This is a genomic window from Clostridioides sp. ZZV15-6383 (assembly GCF_020657735.1).
Classification (GTDB): Bacteria; Bacillota; Clostridia; order Peptostreptococcales; family Peptostreptococcaceae; genus Clostridioides; species Clostridioides difficile_D.
The window spans coordinates 106,570-127,844 of record NZ_JAGWCV010000002.1; the positions used below are offsets into that span (position 1 = coordinate 106,570).

Below are 21,275 nucleotides of genomic sequence, written 5' to 3' on the forward strand. Positions count from 1 at the left end.
AATACAAATAATAACCTTATAGATGAAAGTATCAATAGAAAAGCAAAGGGTGATATATGTTGGAAGTAACTAAAATAATAATTAAATACTTTTCAAGTGAAAGTGACATTTTCGTAAAAGAAGAAGTTGATAACTTTGATGAACTTCTTAACTGGTCTTATAAATTTATTGAAGGTAAAAAGACAGAAGATGTTTTATATATAAAGTCTAAAGAAAACTATAAAGTAAATGTGATTAAGTCTTTAGAAATTAAGGAATTAGAAATAGCGAGAAAACAACAGATACCACCATACATGTAATATTGATAATGTACACAGTGTATATGCAATATTGAAAATAGGATAAAAATATAATAAATGGTAATAATTTATAACAAAAAAACTTTTATAAAGTTTATATTTGGGTATAAAGATATTAACTAGACATTAATTAGGAGGAACTTAAATATGATAAGAGTATGTCCAAACTGTTCAAATGTGGATGTAAATAAGTTAAAAACTTTAGTTGGAGAAGAAAATGTAAAGACTGGCTGTATTGGTCAATGTAGAGCATTTAAAAAAGAAGCTGTTGGAATAATAGACAATGAGCTTGAAATAAAAGAAACAGAAGCAGAATTTTTTGAAGCATGTAAAGAATAAATTATAAATAAAATATAAGTTATAATAAATAGAGTATGTAAATTGTATGAGTATTAAACAATTTATATGCTCTATTTTTATTTATATATTTAATTATGAGTATACTTTTCTAGTAAATACAAATAAATATAACTAATAAATTTATTTATTAAAAAAATATTGATTAACTATACCTATAGGGGGTATAATAGAAATATAGATTTCTAAATAAATAATTTATCAATATTACATAACAAAGTAAAAAATTACAAATTGGTTGAAAATATATTGAAAGAAAGGAAGGTTTAATTATGAGTTCAAATAAAGTGGTAGAAAATTATAAAATTACAGGGATGACATGTGCAGCTTGTGCTAAGGCAGTAGAAAGAGTAACTAAGAAAATGGATGGAGTATATGACCAAAGTGTAAATATAGCTACTGAAAAACTTAAGATAGAATATGATAATTCTAAAGTTAGTTTTGATGATATAAAGCAAGTTGTAGAAAAAGCAGGGTATGGAATTATAAAGGAAGAAAGTAATAAAAAAATTGATTTGAAAATTGATGGAATGACATGTGCAGCTTGTGCAAAAGCTGTAGAGAGAGTGGTAAAAAAATTGGATGGAGTAGAAAGTATTAGTGTAAATATTGCAACAGATAAAGCTAATATAGACTATGACCCATCAAAAGTGAAATTATCTCAAATAAAAGGAGCTATTGAAAAAGCTGGGTATAAACCAATAGAAGATATAAAAAATAAAATTGATGTGGATGAAGATAAATTAAGAAAAGAAAAAGAGATGAAGTCTTTATTTGTTAAATTTATAGTTGCAATAGTGTTTGCAGTACCTTTGTTTTATATAGCAATGGGACCTATGATAATAAAACCTATAGGGCCATGGCCTTTGCCAGAAATTATAAATCCTATGACAAATACTTTTAATTATGCATTAATTCAATTAATATTAGTAATACCAGTAATGATAGCTGGTTATAAATTCTATATAAATGGATTTAAAGCACTTTTTTCTTTAAGTCCGAATATGGATTCTTTAGTTGCAATAGGTACATTAGCAGCATTTTTATATAGCTTATACACAACAATACAAATAGCAAATGGACAAATTCAAGGTATGCACCATCATCAGTTGTATTATGAAAGTGCAGGAATAATAATAGCACTCATTTTACTTGGTAAATATTTAGAATCAAAATCAAAAGGAAAAACATCAGAAGCAATTAAAAAACTTATGGGACTACAACCTAAAACTGCAATAGTGTTAGTTGATGGTAAAGAAGTAGAAACTCCTATAGAAGAAGTAGAGATAGGAGATATACTATTAGTAAAACCAGGAACTAAAATACCTGTAGATGGAGTTGTAATAGAAGGGTATACATCAGTTGATGAATCAATGCTTACTGGTGAAAGTATACCAGTAGAAAAGAACGTTGGAAGTAAAGTGACAGGAGCTAGTATAAATAAAAATGGTGTTATTAAATTTAAGGCTGAAAAAATTGGTGGAGATACAGCCCTTGCTCAGATAATAAAGTTAGTGGAAGATGCTCAAGGTACAAAAGCTCCTATTGCTAAACTTGCAGATACTGTATCTGGATATTTTGTACCAATAGTAATTGCAATAGCAGTAGTTGCATCATTATTGTGGTTTTTAATAGGAGGAAAAGATATAGTATTTGTACTTACTATATTTATATCAGTACTTGTAATTGCTTGTCCTTGTGCACTAGGATTAGCAACACCAACTGCTATAATGGTTGGAACTGGAAAGGGAGCAGAAAATGGAATATTGATAAAAGGTGGAGAGGCACTAGAATCTGCTCATAAGGTAAATACAGTAATATTTGATAAAACAGGTACTATAACAGAAGGAAAGCCAAAAGTAACAGATATAGTATTAAATAATAATGTTAAAGAAGAATATCTTATTAAGATTGCTTCAAGTGCAGAAAAAGGTTCAGAGCATCCTCTTGGAGAAGCAATAGTTAAGTATGGAGAAGAAAAGAATATAAAATTTGAGAAAGTTGATAATTTTAAAGCTATACCAGGTGCTGGTATACAGGTTACTATTAATAATGAAAATATATTGCTTGGAAATAGAAAACTTATGAATGACAATAATATAAAACTAGGTGATTTAGAGGAAAAATCAAATGTACTGGCAAGTCAGGGTAAGACACCTATGTATATAGCTGTAGATGGAAATTTATCAGGAATAATTGCAGTTGCAGATGTAGTTAAAGAAAGTAGTAAAAAAGCAATAGAAATTCTTCATGATATGGGAATAAAAGTTGCAATGGTAACTGGAGATAATGTAAAAACTGCAAATGCTATAGCAAGTCAAGTAGGTATAGACATGGTTTTAGCAGAGGTTTTACCAGAAGATAAGTCCAAAGAAGTTGAAAAACTACAAAATCAAGGGAAGTTTGTTGCAATGGTAGGAGATGGAATAAATGATGCACCAGCTCTTGCAAAAGCAGATATAGGAATAGCAATAGGAAGTGGAACAGATGTGGCTATTGAGTCTGCTGATATAGTACTTATGAAGAGTGACTTAATGGATGTTCCAACAGCAATTAAACTTAGTCATGAAACTATAAAAAATATAAAACAAAATCTATTCTGGGCATTTGGATATAATACGATTGGTATACCTGTAGCAGCAGGATTATTATATGTATTTGGAGGGCCTCTATTAAACCCAATGATTGCAGCAGCAGCCATGAGTTTAAGCTCAGTTTCAGTTGTTTCAAATGCACTTAGACTTAAAAACTTCAAGGCATATAAGAGAGATTAGATTAATAAATTAAATAAAATGTATCTAAAGAGCTATCTTTAAAATTAAAAGGATTAATTTACAAATTAAGATAGCTCTTTTTTCATGTAAAATTCATAACAATAATATAAAATATAAATAATATAGAAAATTTTAAATAAAATAGAAAGGATTGATAGAATGAACTCATCAATACTTGTAATTGAAGATGATTCTAATATACAAGAATTAATATCAGAATTTCTAAGCGCAGAAGGTTATCAAGTTGATACAGCAAATGATGGGCTGGAAGGTATACAAAAGTTTAAGCAAGGAAGTTATGACTTAGTAATATTAGATATAATGATGCCAAATCTAGATGGTTATGGAGTCTGTAAAATGATAAGAAAGTCATCAAGTGTTCCGATTATATTTTTGACTGCTTTGAATGATGAAGGGGACCAGCTTAAAGGGTTTGATTTAGAATGTGATGACTATATAACAAAACCATTTTCATTTAATCTTCTTATAAAAAGAGTAGAAGCAATTTTAAGGCGAAGCAATAAAACCATAAATGACAAATTTATAGTTTTTGAAAAATTAAAATTAGATTTAAACACATATATCGCAGAGATAGATGGAGAACCTATAGAACTTACACTAAAAGAGTTTAATATATTAAAAGCTTTGATAGAAAAGTATCCGCAGGTTATAACTAGAGAAGGTCTTTTGGATAGTATATGGGGTTATGACTATTATGGAGATACTAGGATTGTTGATGCACATATAAAAAATATAAGAAAAAAAATATTATTACCATATATTAAAACTGTAAAAGGAATAGGATATACACTTGAGAAGGATATTTGATAAATGGGAAAAGTTAAGTATAAAGTATAAGTTATTTTCAATAACAACATCATTATTAATAGCATTAGCTTTAATAATATATCTAATTTTGTATTTTTTATTGCCATCATATTATCATGAGTATAAAATTGAATCTCTTCAAGAAAGTTTAAAGTCTTTAGTAGATAGTTCAATTCATTTTGATACATATACTTTAGAAGAAAGACTTTATTATATGGCTAAAGACCAAAATTTAGCTATTTTATTAAAAGATAGCCAAGGTAAAATTGTATATGGTAAAAATGAAGTAGTTATTTTAAGATATAGTAAGTACATGATTAATAGCCTTGAGGATGAGTATAGAACATCTATACCTATATATACCAAAGATGCAAAAGATGGGCCATATACTTTAGAACTCGTTATGCCACTACAACCAATTGATGAAGCAAATGAAGTTATAAGAAAATTAATGCCATACATCATATCAATAGCAATATTGATAGCTATTATTGGAGCATATATATATTCAATCGTAATAACGAAACCTCTTATAAATATAATAGAGAGTGAGAGAGAACAGGAATATAGAAGAAAGGATTTTGTTGCTACAATATCACATGAGCTAAAAACTCCAATAACAATAATAAGTGGTCAAATTGAAGGTATGATTTACAGTGTAGGTAAGTATAAGGATAGGGATACTTATCTGAAAAAATCGTATGAATGTACACAAGAATTAAAAGATTTAGTAAATGAAATGATAGAGGTTTCAAAATCAGAAATACTTGAAAAAGATTTGAAATTGGTATCAATAAATATAAGCGAACTATTAAATAGACTTGTAAAAAGACAGGTATTTTTAATAGAAGAAAAACATATGAAAACTGTTTTAAAAATAGAAGAAAATCTAGAAATTAAAGCAGACCAAGAGAGAATAACTAAGGCAATTAACAATATAATAAATAATGCCATAAAATATTCTCCTGAAGACTCGGAGCTTATAATTAGTCTTTATGATAAAAATAAACGAGTAAATAAAAAGACTTATAATCAAAGAGTAGTTTTAGAAATTGAAAATACTGGTGTAACTATAGAGAAACGTTATTTAGAAGAGATATTTAATCCATTTTATAGAATAGAAAAATCTCGTTCAAGAAAAACTGGAGGAAGTGGGCTTGGACTTTATATAGTAAGTCAAATCTTTAAAAGTCATGGATTTGATTATAGTATAAAAAATAAAGAAAACTCTGTAGTATTCACAGTCGAATTTAAAAATTGATTTATTTATACAGATAATATATAATTTTCAATAATAGTTCATTTTAAAATCACAAAAAATTCATACTAAAAATGTATTATATAAATATAAATAAAAGAAGTTTTAAACCATAAAATACACCAAACTATAATGATGAGATTTTCCTTACATCCTCCATATAAGTCATCATTATGGTAACCCAACAATTAAGTTACTATGAATTTAAAAAATAACACTAAACATATAATCTATGTTTGGTGTTATTTTTATTTTGAAATAAAAAATATTTAATTTATTGAAATTTATATATTTAGATAGTTTTAAATTACATTTAATGACTTAAAAATTATAATTGATATTGCAAATAAATATATATACTTTGGGGAAAATAAATATAGGAAGTATCATATTTACAGAGGAGGTAGTTTTAATGGACAGATTAAAAAGAGATATGAAAAATATGAAAGAAGATTTAAAAGATGGTGTTAAAAAGACAGCGTATGTTATGAAAAATACAGCTGAGGATTTAAAGGATGATGCACAAGGTGCTATGGTAAACTTAGAAATGAAAAAAGATGAGATGATGGAAAGATATGAACAAAAGAAATTTTCTAAAGAATTAGAAAAGCAAATGAAAAATGAAATGAAATAAGACTGGGTTTGTAAATAATATATTATTATAATAGTGTATATAAAAAACAGGTAATATTATTAAATGGCTCATTAAAGGAAATAGACTTTCTAAAAATAACTGTATTATATTTAGAAAGTCTATTTCAAATTAATTTTGACTATTAAACTCAAGAATAAAATGAATAATATAGAATTAAGTTTTTAAGAGTATTTATAGAATAAGAATTCATATTTATAGTAAATCTATAAAATATGTAATTGAGTTTATAAAATATTTATATTAAATTCTGATAAAATATCTACTATATCAGGAGTAGGCGCTTTTTCTGTAATTATAGAACTAATATCTTCTAAATGAGCAAACTTGAAATTTCCATCAAATTTAAACTTTTTATCTTCCATAACTATAAATACTTTTTTACTTGAATTTATTATAGCCTTCTTCGTGAGACCATCTTCAATTTCAAAAGTTGTAAGTGAAGAGTTGAATACATCTACTCCACAACTTCCCATAAAAGTCTTATCAAACTTATATTTCGATATAAACTCTATAGTTGGAGTACCGACAAAACCGTCTAAACTGAGATTTAATAAACCTCCAGTGGAAATTATATTTAAATTATTTGGTTTTGAAGTAACTACATTTAGTATATCCAACATATTTGTAACAAGTGTTACTTTTTTATTACTTTCAGCTAACAACTTTGCAAGCAAGATGTTAATTGTAGAGATATCTAAAAATATAGTTTCTCTATCTTCAATTAAATTAAATGCTTTTTCTGCTATTATTTTCTTTGTTGGAATATTAATTTCTTTTCTGTCTTTTGTATCCTGATTCTCTAGTGTTTCTCTAGCTAGTACAGCTCCCCCATAAATTCTTCTTATTGAAGAAATCTTTTCTATATTTTTTAAATCTTTTCTTATACAATCTTCTGTAACATTAAATTTAGAACTGAGTTCTTTTACAGTAACTCTACCTTCTTTTTTTAGGATATTTAATATAGCTTGAATTCTTTCTTCTGCAAACATCTTCTACCTCTTTTCCTAATATAGTATGATTGTATATATTATAAGATAAAATACAATATATCAATTATTTTAACATAAAATGCAAAATTAATTTAACATAATAAAGTATGTTTTTTCTAACAGCCTATTTAGAATTTAATAAATAAAAAATTATAAAATTAAATATAAAATTGAAACAATAATAAAAAAGAAAAAACAATAATAAATTATTGAAAATAATGCCAAATCAATATATAATAAGAATAAATAAAGATTGAAGGGGGATATTTTAATGCAACTAATCTTAGATACAGGTAATGTGGAAGAAATTAAGGAGTTATGTACTTGTTTACCAATAGATGGTGTAACTACAAATCCAAGTATTGTTTCAAAGGAAAAAAAGAATTTTAAGGAGCTTATAATTGAAATTGGTGAAATTATAGGTGAAGATATGCCTATACATGCTCAGGTTATAAGTACAAAGTATGAAGAAATATTGGAAGAAGCATTATATATAAGTAGTTTGAGAAAAAATATATACATAAAAATACCTGTAACACAAGATGGCTTAAGAGCTATAAAAGACCTTCATAAAAAAGGTATAAAAATAACTGCTACTGCAATATTCACAGCTCATCAAGGATTTCTAGCTGCAAAGGCTGGAGCAAATTATATTGCACCTTATGTAAATAGACTTGATAATATATCTGGTGATGGAGTATCTATGGTTTCATCACTTATAAAAATAATAGATACTTATAAAATGGATACAAAAGTACTTGCAGCAAGTTTTAAAAATGCGCAACAAGTTATAGAATTAATGCAACATGGAGTACATAGTGTTACAGTACCATATGATATTTGTAAAGCTATGATGAATCACCCATTGACTGACTGGAGTGTAGATAAGTTTATAGAGGATTGGGAAAATACTTTTGGAAAAGGTAGTAAAACAAATAATATTTAGTATTATGATAAAAAACAGTTTTATGTAATTGCATAAAAAACTTATATAAAAAGATGAAAATATGAATTTTCTTTTTAATAATTTAAGTTATTATCTTAAGTTAATTCATATTTTCATCTTTTTTTAAATTTCTAGACCTATAAATCTCCACCAAGGGAATGTTACACACATTATTATAAAATATGTTAAAGGAATCAAAGTTAAGCCATACTTAAAAATAATCTTACTATTGTATAGATTTTCACCATGCCCAACCATTATTGTCGCATGATGAAATGGTAGTATGTATTGTACACTTACTATAATGTAGACAAATAGGCATAAAGTAATACTATTTTCTTTTAGTATATGCAAACTTCCAAGTAATGGTATTACTACAGATGACGTAGTAACAGCACTTCCAAGACATATATTCAATACTATTGTTAGAGTTATTAAAAATAATATTGAAATAATTTCAGAGGAGTTTGGTATAAATTTTATTAGATAATTACCCATTATATCTACGACTCCAGAATATTTTAATACTCCTCCAATTGAAAAAGCTGCTATGAAAAAAATAAGGACCTTCCAGTTTATTTCTTTTAAAGTGTCGAATCCAATTATTTTTCTTATTAATAAAAGAAGTACACAAATTGACATTATAATTAGTGTGTTTATGTTATGTATAAACTGGGTTAAAAACATAAAAAACATTATTCCTAAACATAAAAATACATATTTTTGTTCCTTATTTAATAAATTAAACTCCATTTTAAAATTAGAATAGGAAAACTGAAATTTATTAGTATCAAGATTGTTGTAAGAAACAAATTTTATTGAAGATAATTCTTTTTTAAAAACAAGAACAAATAAAAAATAAGTTATAAAACAAGTAATTATAGTTGGGACAGACATATAAAGAGCCCATTGACCCCAATTTATATTACAATTTCCAAGTTCTAGTACAACATAGTTTAGAAGAGTGTCTCCATTTATAAAAAACATTGATGTAAAGGTAGAAGCTGTAAATATACTAAATAAAAGTATAGATTTTGAATCTTCAGTTATTTGTTGTTCTTTTAAAAACTCTTTGTAAAAAGCAGACACAAGAATAACTCTTGGAAATGGTTGTGGGATAAAAAATATTAAAACTATGCCTAAAATATATGATAAAAGAATCATCTTTTTAGGGGTATTTACGATATTTAAAATCAGTTTTTCAGAAATAATTTTTGCAACACCTGTTTTTGTAACTGCATTAGTAATTATATATGCAAGAATTATTATGTAAAAATTTTCTGTAAATAAAAATTGTAAAATAACATTTAATGGAGCAATATTAAAAACAAATGCTAAAATTACAAAAAACAATGCAACTACAGTTTTTTCAACAGAGTCTATAGCCCATATTAAAATAGTTAAAAAAGATAAGCATATAGAAAATTTTATATTGAAACTGTAATTAAGAGAGAAGTAGAGAATTATGGTAGCTATAACAGTCACATAAAATTGTTTTGGCTTAAGAATAATACCCATTTTTATATTCACCTCCATAATTTATTATATCATAATGGAGGTGAATACAATGAATGTGAATACATTTTATAAAAAGATTATTCATTGATTCTGTGATTTACAATAGCTTTAGTTTTCCAATGTCCTTTCTTATAGTAGATAACTGTAACAATAAGACCTAAAGTCCAACCAAAAGGAATACCCATCCAAATTCCGTCTGTTCCAAAAAATTTAGAAAGCATATAAGAAGCTGGAAGTCTTCCAAGCCATAAAGATACTATTGAGCTTATAAGTGCAAACATGGAATCACCAGCACCTTTCATTGCACTTGAAAGTACAAAAGAAGTTCCAATAAATAAAAAGAATGGTCCTATTATAAATAAGTAAGAAGAGCCAATTTTAATGACATCTTTATCAGTATTGAATAGAGCAATTAGATTTTCCCTAAATAGCAAAATTAAAGCAATAACTGTAACTGCTAAAACTAAGGTCATTTTTATAGATTCTCGAATGCCTTTTTTAACTCTTTCATTTTCTCCAGCACCTATGTTTTGAGCAACAAAAGTAGAAACAGCAGAACCAAGATTCATAATAGGTAAGCTTATAAAATTTTCTATCCTAAGACCAGCACCAAAAGCTGCCATAGCAGATGTACCATAACTATTAACTAAAAATTGAAGAGCCATATTTCCAATTGAAAACAACATTTGTTGAACTCCACTTGGAAGTCCTAATCTAAGCCCATCTTTAAATATTTTGTTATCATATACAATTCCTTTGATTTTAAATTTAAGCACTTCATGTTTTTTATTTAAATAAATTATACTTATTATAAATGATACTGCCTGAGCTATTATAGTGGCAAGTGCAACGCCCTCAACACCCATTCTTAGCACTACAATAAAAGTTAAGTCTAAAACTATATTTAGAATTGTGGCTATTATCAGAAAATAAAGTGGAGTTACTGAATCTCCAAGTCCTCTAAGTATTGCACTTACTGAATTATATCCAGCAGAAAATAATATTCCACTAAATATTATATTAAGATACAATTTTGATTGAGCAAAAACGGATTCTGGTGTATTCATAAGCTTAAGCAAGGGTCCACCAAATACTATTCCAAGAATACTTATTAATATAGAACCAATAAATAAAAGTATATATGTGGTATCAATAGTAGCTTTTACTTTTTTTAAATCTCCTGAGCCATAAAATTGTGACACTAAAATAGAAAATCCAAGGCTAACACCCATAAGCGCTGCCACCAATAAAAACATTATAGGGTTAGCTCCAGAGACTGCCGCCATTGCTTCTTTTCCGATAAATCTACCAACTATTATACTGTCAGCTGTATTGTATAGTTGTTGAAATAAACTACCAATAAGCATAGGCATGGCAAAAAAGAATATGGATTTTCCCTCATGACCTGTAGTTAAATCTTTCACCTTATTCCTCCAAATAAAAAAATTATTAATTTATTATAGTATAATCTTAACATAAACTTTATATCCAAACTATAAATAAATTGTATCAAAACATCATATATTTTTCAAAAATGTAAAGAATATAATTATAATTTAGATTGGAGAAATTAATATTTAAGATAATCGAATATTAATGCAAAATAAATATGATTATATACGTATATATTGACAAAATTAATTATATAAATTAAAATAATATTCGTAAAGAAAAATTCATGTTTTGTATTGTATAACATATAATTTTGACAATATGGGTCATAAGTTTCTACCGGAATACCGTAAATATTCTGACTATGTATACTATTATTTAGTTAATTAAATATTTAATTAACTGAATTATGAAGGATACGGCTCAGCTTATCAATTACTGCGTCTTTTTTTGTAAAATTTAATAGGAGGTGTTGTTATGCAAACAACAAACAGTAGTACTATGCAGAAACTTTTTCCAATTTTGAATAATAAAAATGTCGACATGAAGAAGGAAGTAATTGCAGGAGTAACTACTTTTTTAACTATGGCTTATATAATAGCTGTAAATCCAAATATTTTATCTGAGACAGGTATGCCAGCAGGTGCACTTGTTACAGGGACATGTTTAGCAGCAGCGTTTGGATGTATTTTAATGGGTGTAGTTGCTAACCTTCCTTTTGCTTTAGCATCAGGGATGGGTCTTAATGCATTTTTTGCATATACAGTAGTTTTACAAATGGGTGTTCCTTGGGGAGTAGCTCTTACAGCAGTATTTGTAGAAGGTATTATTTTTATAGTATTATCAGTAAGTGGAGTTCGTGAGGCTGTTGTAAATGCAATCCCCAAAAATATGAAACTAGCTGTTACAGGTGGTATTGGGATATTTATTGCACTTATAGGTTTAGTTAATAGTGGAATTGTTATTGGAGACCAAGCTACTCTTATCAAAATGGGTAAATTTACACCAGCAGTAATAATAACTTGCATAGGATTAATAATTATTGCTGTACTAGATAAAAAAAGAGTTAAAGGTTCTATACTTTTTGGAATAGTAGTAAGTTCATTACTTGCTTGGGCATTTGCTTTTATGAATCCAGAGTATGCACAAAAATTAGGTATATATTTACCTGGTGGAGTATTTAAATTTGAGAGTTTAGCACCAATAGCAGGTAAAATAGATTTAGGATATGTACTACATCCAACAAATATAGGTGGTTTTTTAGTAGTTGTTTGTACATTCTTATTTGTTGATTTCTTTGATACAGTAGGTACATTAGTAGGTGTTTGTTCTAAAGCAAACATGCTAGATGAAAAAGGAAATGTTCCTAATGTAGGTAGAGCTTTACTTACAGATGCAGTTGCAACTACAGTAGGTGCAGGGCTTGGAGTATCTACAGTTACAACTTATGTTGAGAGTTCAACAGGAGTTATTGCAGGTGGAAGAACTGGATGGACAGCAGTAACAGTTGGGATTTTATTCTTAGCTGCAATGTTTTTCTCTCCTGTATTTATAGCAATTCCATCATGTGCTACAGCACCAGCTTTAATATATGTTGGATATTTAATGCTTGGTACAGTTAAGGATATAGAGTTTGATAATATAACTGAAGGTGTTCCAGCTTTTGTTACTATTGCTTGTATGGCATTAACATATAGTATAGGTGATGGTTTAACTTTAGGTATATTAACTTATGTTTTCGTAAATATATTTTATAATATATTTGGAGCTAAAAAGGCAGAAGACAAAAAACATGTTTCTGTAGTAATGATTGTTTTGGCAATATTATTTATAATAAAACTTTGGCTACTATAATAGGTATTATTTAAAATTTTAATTTAATATAAAATAAAGGGCTGTAATTTATTATCAATTGTGATGATAAACTACAGCTCTTTTGTATTTGTTGTATTTTCGTATTTATTGTATTATTTAATAATGTCTATTAGTTCTCCATTTTGTAAAGTTTTAGGTGTAATTACTATATTGAACTCTTTTTGCAAATCTTTTATAATATCTAATTCTTTTTTTGTTATTATTGAGATTGTGTTACCACTTCGATTTCCTCTAGCAGTTCGACCACATCTATGCAGGTATTCATTTTTACTTTTTGGAAAATCCAAGTTAAAAACATGACTTACATCCACAATATCTAGTCCACGAGCAGATAAATCAGTTGTAATTAAAATCTTTGCTTTACCAAGTTTAAATTTATTTATTGCATTCTTTCTATCTTCTTTTTCCATGTTTCCAAAAATTCCTATTGCTTTGTAATTATGATAATTTAGTTTTGATACTAGGACTTCTATATTTTTTTCATTATTTACAAATACAATAGCTTTTTTTGGATTTGTAGCTGCTAATGCCTTTCTAAGAAAAGTAAATTTATCCCTTATCTCACCTAATAAATATGAGTGATTGATGTTAGGATTTATTTGTGATTTTTCCTTTGTTTTTATTATTTCAAACTCCTTCATAAGTTTATCACAAATTTTTATAGTGCTATCGGTAAGACTTGCAGAGCATCCTATAATTTGTCTATCTCTTAACGTTGTTCTTATTATGTCTTCTATACAAGTTATATTTTTTCCATTCAATAGATTGTCCACTTCATCTAAGACAATAGTTTTTATATTATGTGATTTTAGCTTCTTTTGTTTTATCAAGTCTAAAACTCTTCCACAAGAGCCAATTACTATGTGTGGTTTTACTGCTTTTATATTTTTTATTTGTTTTTGTATATTGACCTCCCCAATTAAAGCTAAAGAAGTAATGGAGAGTTCTGCATTTTTAGCCAATAATTCAACCTGGTTTGTAATCTGCATTACTAATTCATGCGTAGGTGCAAGTATAAGAGCTTGTGTTTCTCTTTTTGATGTATCAATTTTTTCAAATATAGGTAAAAGGTATGCTAATGTTTTCCCTGTTCCAGTCTGTGAACTAATCAATAAATCTTTATTTTGCATTATATTTTCTATAACAAGTGACTGAACTTCTGTTGGAGAAGTTATGTCTTGTTTTTTAAGTCCATCTATTAGAGTAGAACTTATTTTTAGTTGTTCAAATGTATTCATATTTTGCTCCTTTTATTTAATAATTATATTATTATAGTCAACTATTTTTTATTATACATTGTTTAGGCAAATCGAACTATACATTCTTTTATAATTATGTGTAATTTGAAAGTAAATATAAATTATATTTGTACATTTATGTTTTTGATTATTTTGTATTATATAAATTTTTAAAATAAACAAATAAAAGTTGTAATTATTTAATGTTTGTTATATATTATATATAACAAATATTAAAACTATAATATGGAGGAAAATTATGTTAAAGGTAATCAATGTATCTAAATCATATAAAAATAAAAAAGTAGTAAACAATGTTTCATTTGATGTAAATGATGGAGAGCTTTTTGGATTTATAGGTCACAATGGTGCAGGTAAAACTACTACCATTAAAGCAATTGTTGGGATACACGATTTTGAAGAAGGAGATGTACTAATAAATTCTAAATCTATAAAAAAACAGCCTGTTGAATGTAAAAAAGAAATGGCATATATACCTGATAATCCAGACTTATACGAATCATTAACTGGCATACAATATCTTAATTTTATAGCTGATATATTTGAAGTTGCCAAAGATAAAAGAGAAGAGTTAATAAAATATTATTCAAACAAGTTTGAGCTTAATAAAGCATTAGGAGATTTAATATCTTCATATTCACATGGTATGAAACAAAAATTAGCTATAATTTCAGCTTTGATACATAGTCCCAAAATTTTAATTCTTGATGAACCTTTTGTAGGTCTTGACCCAAAAGCTTCATTTATATTGAAGGAAATTATGAGGGAATTCTGTGACAAAGGTGGTTGTATATTTTTCTCAACACATGTTTTAGAAGTTGCTGAAAAAATTTGTGATAAGATTGCCATAATAAAAGATGGAAATATAATTGCTTATGGAACTACAGAAGAAGTTAAGGGAAGCAATTCACTTGAAAGTATCTTTATGGAATTAATAGAAAAATAAAATGTTTTTTATACAATATAGTGTCTAAAGTGAGGAATGATAAAATATGAGCAATCTAAGTATATTAATAAAAACTAATATAATAAATGAATTTAAATTAAATGCGTTAAAAAAAGCTGATGCTAGAGAAAAACAAAAAATAATGGGAATGATACTTTCAGTTGTTATAATAGCAGGATTATTAATTTTTTATGTAACAAGTTTAAGTCTTTCTTTAGTTGATATCTTAAAGCAAATAAATCAGATGGAAATGCTACTGATATTTGGGTTTGGATTATCAACATTAACAACTATTGTTACATCATTATATAAAACATCATCATATCTATTTCAAGCAAAAGATTTAGACCTTTTAACTAGTTTACCTATAAAAGAATCTACTGTACTAGCAAGTAAGATATTAATGTTGGTTGGAGCAAACTATTTATTTTCTTCAATATGTATGATTATACCAGCAGTGGTTTACTTTTTAAATTCTGATGTAAGTATAACGTATTTCCCTTATTTGATATTGCTATTTTTAGCTTTACCATTATTACCAATAGTTGCTTCATCAATAATTTTTCTATTTATAGGACAGATATCATCAAGAATAAAATACAAAAATTTAGTATTAATCATAGGTAGCATTATATTGATGTTGCTTTATACCCTACTTATGTCAAGACTTAATTCTATGTCAGTTGAGATGTTAAAAAACAGTGTGTCTATTTCAGAGACGATTAGAAAAATATATCCTCCTATATATTATTTTGTTGATGCTCTTAAAACAGGAAGTATAGTTTCATTTTTAGCATTTATAGCAATCTCAATAATACCATTTTTTTTGTTTGTAACTCTATTTGCAAAAAAATTTAAAGATATAAATGCTAAGATGAGTGAAGGATATAAGTCAAAAAGTTATGAATTTAAGAGTCAAAAAACTTCAAGACCTTCAAAAGCTCTATTAAAAAAAGAATTTAAGAGATATACCTCTTCATTTATATATTTTTTAAATTCATCTGCTGGTCTGTTATTTCTAATAGTAGGTACAATTTTAATATTATTATTTGGAGCAGATAAAGTGAGTGAGTTACTAAAATTGAATATAGATTTTAATTTTATAAAAGTACAATTATTAGGAGTATTCTTCTTTATAATAGTAATGAATTGTACAACATACTGTTCAATTTCTCTTGAAGGAAAACATTTATGGATACTGAAGTCTTCTCCAATAGATGAAAGAGAAATATTTTGGGCAAAAGTATTGATGAATTTTTTATTGAATGCACCATTATCTATCTTATGTTTAATATTAGTATCTATAAGACTAGACTTTGAAATTCAGTTTATTATTGTATCAATCTGTTTGCTTGTAAGCTTTTCAATGTTTGTAGCCTTAATGGGATTATTATCAAATTTATTATATCCAAATCTTGATTGGAAAAATGAAGTGGCTGTGGTAAAGAGAAGTGCAAGTATGATAATTACAATGTTAGTATCATTAGTCTATGTAGTTATACTTGGAGGTATATATATATTACTTGGAATTTCGTTTTTAAATATATATATTATTTTGGCAAGTATGCTTACATTAATATTAGATTTTATGATATGGAGAATTATTTCTACTAAAGGAGTAAAAATATTTAAAAATTTATAGGTGTATTTGTGTCAAATAAATACTTATTTTTTTTAGTATTGCAAAGAATATGTTAAGTAGTATACTATTTATAGTGATATGAAAAAATTTAGGAGAAAATAAATGAGAAAATTATCCAAAAGAGAAAAAGATTTTATTCAGTATGGATTTTTACTATTTTTGATATGTATTACTACTTATTTAGTATTAACTACTTTAGATATAAAACTGATACCTAAAATTATAAGACTAGTGAATAAGACTTACATATTTCTTGGCATATTGATAATTATAGTATATATGCTAATTGAAGCTATTGTAGCTCATTTGATAATAAATGCAGTTCAAAAAACAAAAGTGAAATTTATTGGTATTAAAATGGCTACAATGGGATTTTACTATAATTTGGTTACTCCATTTGCATCTGGAAGTCAACCAATGCAAATATATGCGCTTACAAAATATGATGTGAGTCTCAGTAAATCTGTAGCTATAGTTACTAATAAGACAGTGGTGTTTCAAAGTACAGTTACCATGTTTTGTGGAATTTTAATTTTATTAAATAAGCCATTATTAATGGCACAAGTACATTCTGTTAGAGTTTTGATAACGGTTGGGATGATTATGAATGTAAGTATGTTGTTAGGTGGACTATTAATAGTCTTTAGCCCCAAACAAGTAAAATTTATAGCAGAGATTTTGATTAATTTTTTATCTAAATTTAAGACATTTAAATTCTTAGATTCAAAACGTGATAGAGTGAATCATTATATTGATGATTATAATTACTCTATAAAAATATTTATTAAAAATGTGAGAGTTTTAGTTTTAAGCATATTACTTACTGTATTACAACTAATCGCATATTTTAGTGTAGTCTATTGTGTGTATAAAGCTTCAAATTTAAAAGGAGTATCATATATACATATAATGACACTACAGGTGTTTTTATATATGGCGATATCCCCAGTGCCAACACCAGGAAATGTTGGAGCCAATGAGGTTACATTTTTCACTATGTTTTCAAAAATAATTCCAAAAGAATTATTGGGGTATTCAGTGCTCTTATATAGTGGGTTTGTATACTATTTTATATTAATAATTTCAGGAATATTTACGTTTAGAACGCATTATACATTAAATAACTGGAAAAAGGAAGAAAAAGTAAACTCTAATTTAGAAGAAGTTATTGAAAAATTGAATTAATAAAATAATTAGGGAAATTTTAGATATAAATATAGTGTTAAATAAGCTATATTATATTGAGAAATTTCCCTTTTTTGATTAAAATTATAGAAATTTGAAATAATAAGTAATAAATAGAAAAAATTATATTATTTTGAAAGGAGAAAATATGGAAAAATATAAAAAAGACGAAAATAAAAGTAAAATTTCTAAGATTAAAAAAAATCCTGATAATAAACTTGAAATTTCTGAAGAATTACATCCAGGTAAAAATATAGGAAGTATGCTTGGGTATAGAATAGATAAGAAAAAAATGAATAGACCAAGTTAATGAAAATGTTGAAAATGGTACATTTTAAAAAATATATATAATGAAATGTTTTATTGTTAAATTTAAACTTATTTTAATAGGGGAAAAAGTCGAAAAATATCTAAAAAGATACAGATATAAATAATATCAATATATATATACTATAAACTTGACAAAATCAACCTTTTAATAATCAGTAAAAAATAGCAAAATTATATAAGCGTTATTTAATTGTCAAAAATGAAAGCTAAATTGCATATGTTAAAAAAAATGATTGATAACATTTATTTGTGTGATATAATTACATAGTAAAGCAATAAGTATATTGCATAATGTATACAAATTGGAAGGAGAGACGGATATGGAAGCATCTATACACACAATTGCCAGCAATAATTTATTGATAATTTTTGCTATTGTAAGTATAACTGGAATAATTTGTAGTAAACTTAGTGAAATAATAAAAGTTCCAGATGTAGTATTATATTTACTTGTAGGTATTTTAATAGGACCATCATTTTTAAAATTTATAGATATTCGTGGATTTCAAATAGAAAATCAACTAATACTTACATTTGGTTCTGCATTTATTTTATATTTAGGTGGAAAAGAAATAAGCTTAAAAGTATTGAGAAATGTTAAGATATCTGTATTCTTATTAGCTACTTTAGGAGTTGTGATATCTGCTTTTATAATGCAACAAGTAATAGGATTTACTTTTGGGATAAGTGCAATGACTGCTTTATTAGCAGGAACTATAATAGCATCAACAGACCCAGCTACTCTTGTACCTATATTTAATCAGGTAAAGATAAAGGATAGGGTAAAGCAAACTGTAATAAGTGAATCAGCTTTTAATGATGCAACAGGAGCTATACTAACATCAGCAGTGTTGGCTGTAATTTTGTCAAATAAATTTTCATTAGGTGAAAATATTTATGAATTGGGGACAATGGTTATTGTCGGAGTTTTAGTTGGTTTAATTACAGGAATACTGCTTTTGAAATTAGTTAACGATAAACCTTATGGAATATTTAAAGATTTTGCACCAATAATATCTGTTATTTCAGTTGTAGTTGCATATGAATTATCTACAAAATTGGGTGGAAGTGGATATATGTCTTGCTTTATTGTAGGTATAATAACTGGTAACAAGAAAAACTTTAAAATTTGGTTAAGTCAAAAATCTTATGATGCAGATTTTTATGTTGCTGAAACTTTAGGTACTATTTGTCGTATGGCAATATTCATAATATTGGGTAGCCAGGTTAATTTAGCTCAATTAAGTAAATATTTTATGCCATCTGTAATTACAGTATTAGTATTAATGTTTATAGCAAGACCACTTTGCGTTTTAGTTTGTACACTTGTAGATAGAGAAGCAAAATGGAGTAAAAGTGAAATATTATTTATGATGTGGGTAAGAGAAACTGGCGTAATACCAGCAGCACTTTGTGGTATTATTTCAGCAATGAAAGTTCCTGGATACGAAGTAATTTCATCCATAGTATTCATGACTATACTGATTACATTAGTAATACAAGGAAGTACTACAAAATTAGTAGCTAAAAAACTTGGATTATTAGAAGAAGAAGTGATAAATATAAGTGAAAAAGTATCAACTTTTTAAATTTTTACTTTAAATAATACCTATTAATGGCTATTTTAATATTGTCTAATGATGATTATTGAAATAGTCATTTTTTTATGTATAAGTAATTTACAGAATTTACATATTAGACATATTTATTATCAAAATTTGTTGAAGCTATGATATAATTAGTTGTATTTAAAATAAGAATAGCAAATAAGGGAGGAAATTTATGTTTACGGTTATGGATATTGTACAGCCAGATACAGTAGAAGAAGCGTACTCAATTTTAAATAAAAGAAAAACCAATCAAGTGATTGGTGGAAGTGCTTTTTTAAGAATGGGGAAAAAAAGAATAGGAACAGGAATAGAATTATCTAACTTAAATTTAGATTATATAAAAGAATATGAAGATTATGTTGAGATTGGTTCTATGACTACTTTTAGAACATTAGAAACAAGTTCAATAATAAAAAATAATTTTGGAAGATTAATAGAAGATTCAGTTAAAGATATAATAGGAATTCAGTTTAGAAATGTAGTAACAGTTGGGGCTACAGTGTTTTCTAAATATGGTTTCTCTGACTTGATAGTAGCATTACTTTCATTAGATACAGAAGTAGAATTATATAAGGCTGGAAGAATTAGTCTTGAAGAGTTTCTAAATAGAGATTATGAGAAAGATTTATTGATTAAGGTATACATAAAGAAGACAAATAAAAATGCTTCTTATAAATCGCTGAGAAATGCAAAAAGTGATTATCCTGTTTTAAATGTATCTGTATCAAAACACATGGGGAAATTTAAGTTATGTGTAGGAGCAAGACCTCAGAAAGCTACGATTGCAAAACAAGCTAGTGAATTCCTATCTAATAATGAAATCAACGAAATTAATATAGATAAAGCAATAGAAATAGCATCAGAAGAACTAACTTTTGGTTCTAACATGAGAGCATCTAGGGATTACAGAAAAGCTATGAGTAAGGTACTTTTAAAAAGAGCTATAATGGAGGTTATTTAATGTTAGTGAAGATTAATATAAATGGAAAGAAAAAAAGTGTCGATATAGAACCAGAAGAATATCTGGTTGATACTTTGAGAAAAGTTGGTAATTTAAGTGTAAAAAGAGGTTGTGACACAGGATGTTGTGGTCTCTGTACAGTCTTAATTGACAAGAAACCTACATTATCTTGTGCAACATTAACATTGAGAGTTTTAAATAAGGAAATAACTACAATTGAAGGTTTAGAAAATGAAGTTAGAGAATTTAGTGAAGTTTTGGTAAAAGAAGGAGCTGAACAATGTGGTTTCTGTTCTCCTGGTTTTATACTTACTGTACTTGCAATGAAGGATGAACTTGAAAATCCTACAGATGAAGAAATAAAACATTATCTAACAGGAAATCTATGTAGATGCACAGGTTATATGGGACAGTTAAGAGCTATCAAGACTTATCTGGAGGTAAAATAGAA

19 protein-coding genes and 1 riboswitch are annotated in these 21,275 nt (G+C 26.7%); of the genes, 15 read left to right on the top strand and 4 right to left on the bottom strand.

Annotated elements, in window-relative coordinates:
* Positions 1–56 precede the first annotated feature (56 nt).
* The 6 genes from KGF42_RS01510 to KGF42_RS01535 all read left to right on the top strand — a co-directional run bounded on the left by KGF42_RS01510 (position 57) and on the right by KGF42_RS01535 (position 6,150).
* Entirely contained in the window at positions 57–299 is a 243-nt protein-coding gene (locus tag KGF42_RS01510) for a hypothetical protein (RefSeq protein ID WP_227823016.1), read from the top strand.
* Between the two features lie 147 nt (positions 300–446).
* Positions 447–638 carry a hypothetical protein gene (locus KGF42_RS01515; protein ID WP_003424459.1) on the top strand — a complete coding sequence of 64 codons (192 nt, stop codon included), beginning with the start codon at positions 447–449 and terminating at the stop codon, positions 636–638.
* Between the two features lie 290 nt (positions 639–928).
* Complete coding sequence (locus tag KGF42_RS01520) at positions 929–3,430, top strand: heavy metal translocating P-type ATPase (protein WP_227823015.1); 2,502 nt, start codon at positions 929–931, stop codon at positions 3,428–3,430.
* A 159-nt stretch (positions 3,431–3,589) separates the two neighbouring features.
* The gene (locus KGF42_RS01525; protein WP_227823014.1) at positions 3,590–4,258 is read left to right on the top strand and encodes a response regulator transcription factor; all 669 of its coding nucleotides are present in this window, start codon (positions 3,590–3,592) and stop codon (positions 4,256–4,258) included.
* Positions 4,242–5,519, top strand: a complete 1,278-nt coding sequence (locus tag KGF42_RS01530; protein WP_054274068.1) for a sensor histidine kinase — start codon at positions 4,242–4,244, stop codon at positions 5,517–5,519. The genes KGF42_RS01525 and KGF42_RS01530 overlap by 17 nt, the downstream gene beginning before the upstream one ends.
* 409 nt (positions 5,520–5,928) lie before the next feature.
* On the top strand, positions 5,929–6,150 hold the full coding sequence (locus KGF42_RS01535; RefSeq protein ID WP_227823013.1) for a hypothetical protein: 222 nt from the start codon (positions 5,929–5,931) through the stop codon (positions 6,148–6,150).
* Positions 6,151–6,395: 245 nt separating this feature from the next.
* Here KGF42_RS01535 and KGF42_RS01540 read toward each other — a convergent pair whose 3' ends face one another.
* On the bottom strand, positions 6,396–7,160 hold the full coding sequence (locus KGF42_RS01540; protein WP_227822125.1) for a DeoR/GlpR family DNA-binding transcription regulator: 765 nt from the start codon (positions 7,158–7,160) through the stop codon (positions 6,396–6,398).
* Positions 7,161–7,431: 271 nt separating this feature from the next.
* On the opposite strand from KGF42_RS01540, the gene fsa reads away from it, so the two are divergent.
* Entirely contained in the window at positions 7,432–8,106 is a 675-nt protein-coding gene (fsa, locus tag KGF42_RS01545; RefSeq protein ID WP_227822126.1) for a fructose-6-phosphate aldolase, read from the top strand.
* Between the two features lie 123 nt (positions 8,107–8,229).
* Here the strand turns inward: fsa and KGF42_RS01550 are convergent, their stop codons facing one another.
* Both KGF42_RS01550 and KGF42_RS01555 read right to left on the bottom strand, forming a co-directional pair.
* Positions 8,230–9,624, bottom strand: coding sequence for an SLC13 family permease (locus tag KGF42_RS01550; RefSeq protein ID WP_227822127.1), 1,395 nt, complete (start codon positions 9,622–9,624; stop codon positions 8,230–8,232).
* Positions 9,625–9,701: 77 nt separating this feature from the next.
* Positions 9,702–11,048 carry an MATE family efflux transporter gene (locus KGF42_RS01555; RefSeq protein WP_227822128.1) on the bottom strand — a complete coding sequence of 449 codons (1,347 nt, stop codon included), beginning with the start codon at positions 11,046–11,048 and terminating at the stop codon, positions 9,702–9,704.
* Positions 11,049–11,298: 250 nt separating this feature from the next.
* Positions 11,299–11,401, top strand: a riboswitch (purine riboswitch).
* A 92-nt stretch (positions 11,402–11,493) separates the two neighbouring features.
* Between KGF42_RS01555 and KGF42_RS01560 the strand changes: the two genes are divergently transcribed.
* A complete protein-coding gene (locus KGF42_RS01560) occupies positions 11,494–12,870 on the top strand; it encodes an NCS2 family permease (protein WP_227822129.1) in 1,377 nt (458 codons plus the stop codon).
* Positions 12,871–12,983: 113 nt separating this feature from the next.
* Here KGF42_RS01560 and KGF42_RS01565 read toward each other — a convergent pair whose 3' ends face one another.
* Positions 12,984–14,129, bottom strand: coding sequence for a DEAD/DEAH box helicase (locus KGF42_RS01565; protein ID WP_227825588.1), 1,146 nt, complete (start codon positions 14,127–14,129; stop codon positions 12,984–12,986).
* Between the two features lie 259 nt (positions 14,130–14,388).
* Here KGF42_RS01565 and KGF42_RS01570 point away from each other — a divergent pair, with 259 nt between their 5' ends.
* The 7 genes from KGF42_RS01570 to KGF42_RS01600 all read left to right on the top strand — a co-directional run bounded on the left by KGF42_RS01570 (position 14,389) and on the right by KGF42_RS01600 (position 21,273).
* A complete protein-coding gene (locus tag KGF42_RS01570) occupies positions 14,389–15,096 on the top strand; it encodes an ABC transporter ATP-binding protein (RefSeq protein ID WP_054274061.1) in 708 nt (235 codons plus the stop codon).
* Between the two features lie 46 nt (positions 15,097–15,142).
* On the top strand, positions 15,143–16,738 hold the full coding sequence (locus KGF42_RS01575) for a putative ABC transporter permease subunit (RefSeq protein ID WP_227825589.1): 1,596 nt from the start codon (positions 15,143–15,145) through the stop codon (positions 16,736–16,738).
* A gap of 102 nt (positions 16,739–16,840) precedes the next feature.
* Positions 16,841–17,923, top strand: coding sequence for a lysylphosphatidylglycerol synthase transmembrane domain-containing protein (locus KGF42_RS01580; protein WP_227825590.1), 1,083 nt, complete (start codon positions 16,841–16,843; stop codon positions 17,921–17,923).
* A gap of 148 nt (positions 17,924–18,071) precedes the next feature.
* Positions 18,072–18,233, top strand: a complete 162-nt coding sequence (locus tag KGF42_RS01585; RefSeq protein ID WP_227825591.1) for a DNA polymerase III — start codon at positions 18,072–18,074, stop codon at positions 18,231–18,233.
* Positions 18,234–18,573: 340 nt separating this feature from the next.
* Positions 18,574–19,842 carry a cation:proton antiporter gene (locus KGF42_RS01590; protein WP_227822136.1) on the top strand — a complete coding sequence of 423 codons (1,269 nt, stop codon included), beginning with the start codon at positions 18,574–18,576 and terminating at the stop codon, positions 19,840–19,842.
* Positions 19,843–20,035: 193 nt separating this feature from the next.
* The gene (locus tag KGF42_RS01595) at positions 20,036–20,824 is read left to right on the top strand and encodes an FAD binding domain-containing protein (RefSeq protein WP_227825592.1); all 789 of its coding nucleotides are present in this window, start codon (positions 20,036–20,038) and stop codon (positions 20,822–20,824) included.
* Positions 20,824–21,273 (top strand): (2Fe-2S)-binding protein, encoded by a 450-nt coding sequence (locus tag KGF42_RS01600; RefSeq protein ID WP_054274056.1) that lies wholly within the window; start codon positions 20,824–20,826, stop codon positions 21,271–21,273. Before KGF42_RS01595 ends, KGF42_RS01600 begins: the two co-directional genes overlap by 1 nt.
* The last annotated feature ends 2 nt before the right edge of the window (positions 21,274–21,275 follow it).

Coding starts and splice junctions, on each gene's coding strand:
- KGF42_RS01510 (WP_227823016.1), top strand. CDS start 57: ATGTTGGAAGTAACTAAAATAATAATTAAATACTTTTCAAGTGAAAGT.
- KGF42_RS01515 (WP_003424459.1), top strand. CDS start 447: ATGATAAGAGTATGTCCAAACTGTTCAAATGTGGATGTAAATAAGTTA.
- KGF42_RS01520 (WP_227823015.1), top strand. CDS start 929: ATGAGTTCAAATAAAGTGGTAGAAAATTATAAAATTACAGGGATGACA.
- KGF42_RS01525 (WP_227823014.1), top strand. CDS start 3,590: ATGAACTCATCAATACTTGTAATTGAAGATGATTCTAATATACAAGAA.
- KGF42_RS01535 (WP_227823013.1), top strand. CDS start 5,929: ATGGACAGATTAAAAAGAGATATGAAAAATATGAAAGAAGATTTAAAA.
- KGF42_RS01540 (WP_227822125.1), bottom strand. CDS start 7,160: ATGTTTGCAGAAGAAAGAATTCAAGCTATATTAAATATCCTAAAAAAA.
- fsa (WP_227822126.1), top strand. CDS start 7,432: ATGCAACTAATCTTAGATACAGGTAATGTGGAAGAAATTAAGGAGTTA.
- KGF42_RS01550 (WP_227822127.1), bottom strand. CDS start 9,624: ATGGGTATTATTCTTAAGCCAAAACAATTTTATGTGACTGTTATAGCT.
- KGF42_RS01560 (WP_227822129.1), top strand. CDS start 11,494: ATGCAAACAACAAACAGTAGTACTATGCAGAAACTTTTTCCAATTTTG.
- KGF42_RS01565 (WP_227825588.1), bottom strand. CDS start 14,129: ATGAATACATTTGAACAACTAAAAATAAGTTCTACTCTAATAGATGGA.
- KGF42_RS01570 (WP_054274061.1), top strand. CDS start 14,389: ATGTTAAAGGTAATCAATGTATCTAAATCATATAAAAATAAAAAAGTA.
- KGF42_RS01575 (WP_227825589.1), top strand. CDS start 15,143: ATGAGCAATCTAAGTATATTAATAAAAACTAATATAATAAATGAATTT.
- KGF42_RS01580 (WP_227825590.1), top strand. CDS start 16,841: ATGAGAAAATTATCCAAAAGAGAAAAAGATTTTATTCAGTATGGATTT.
- KGF42_RS01585 (WP_227825591.1), top strand. CDS start 18,072: ATGGAAAAATATAAAAAAGACGAAAATAAAAGTAAAATTTCTAAGATT.
- KGF42_RS01590 (WP_227822136.1), top strand. CDS start 18,574: ATGGAAGCATCTATACACACAATTGCCAGCAATAATTTATTGATAATT.
- KGF42_RS01595 (WP_227825592.1), top strand. CDS start 20,036: ATGTTTACGGTTATGGATATTGTACAGCCAGATACAGTAGAAGAAGCG.
- KGF42_RS01600 (WP_054274056.1), top strand. CDS start 20,824: ATGTTAGTGAAGATTAATATAAATGGAAAGAAAAAAAGTGTCGATATA.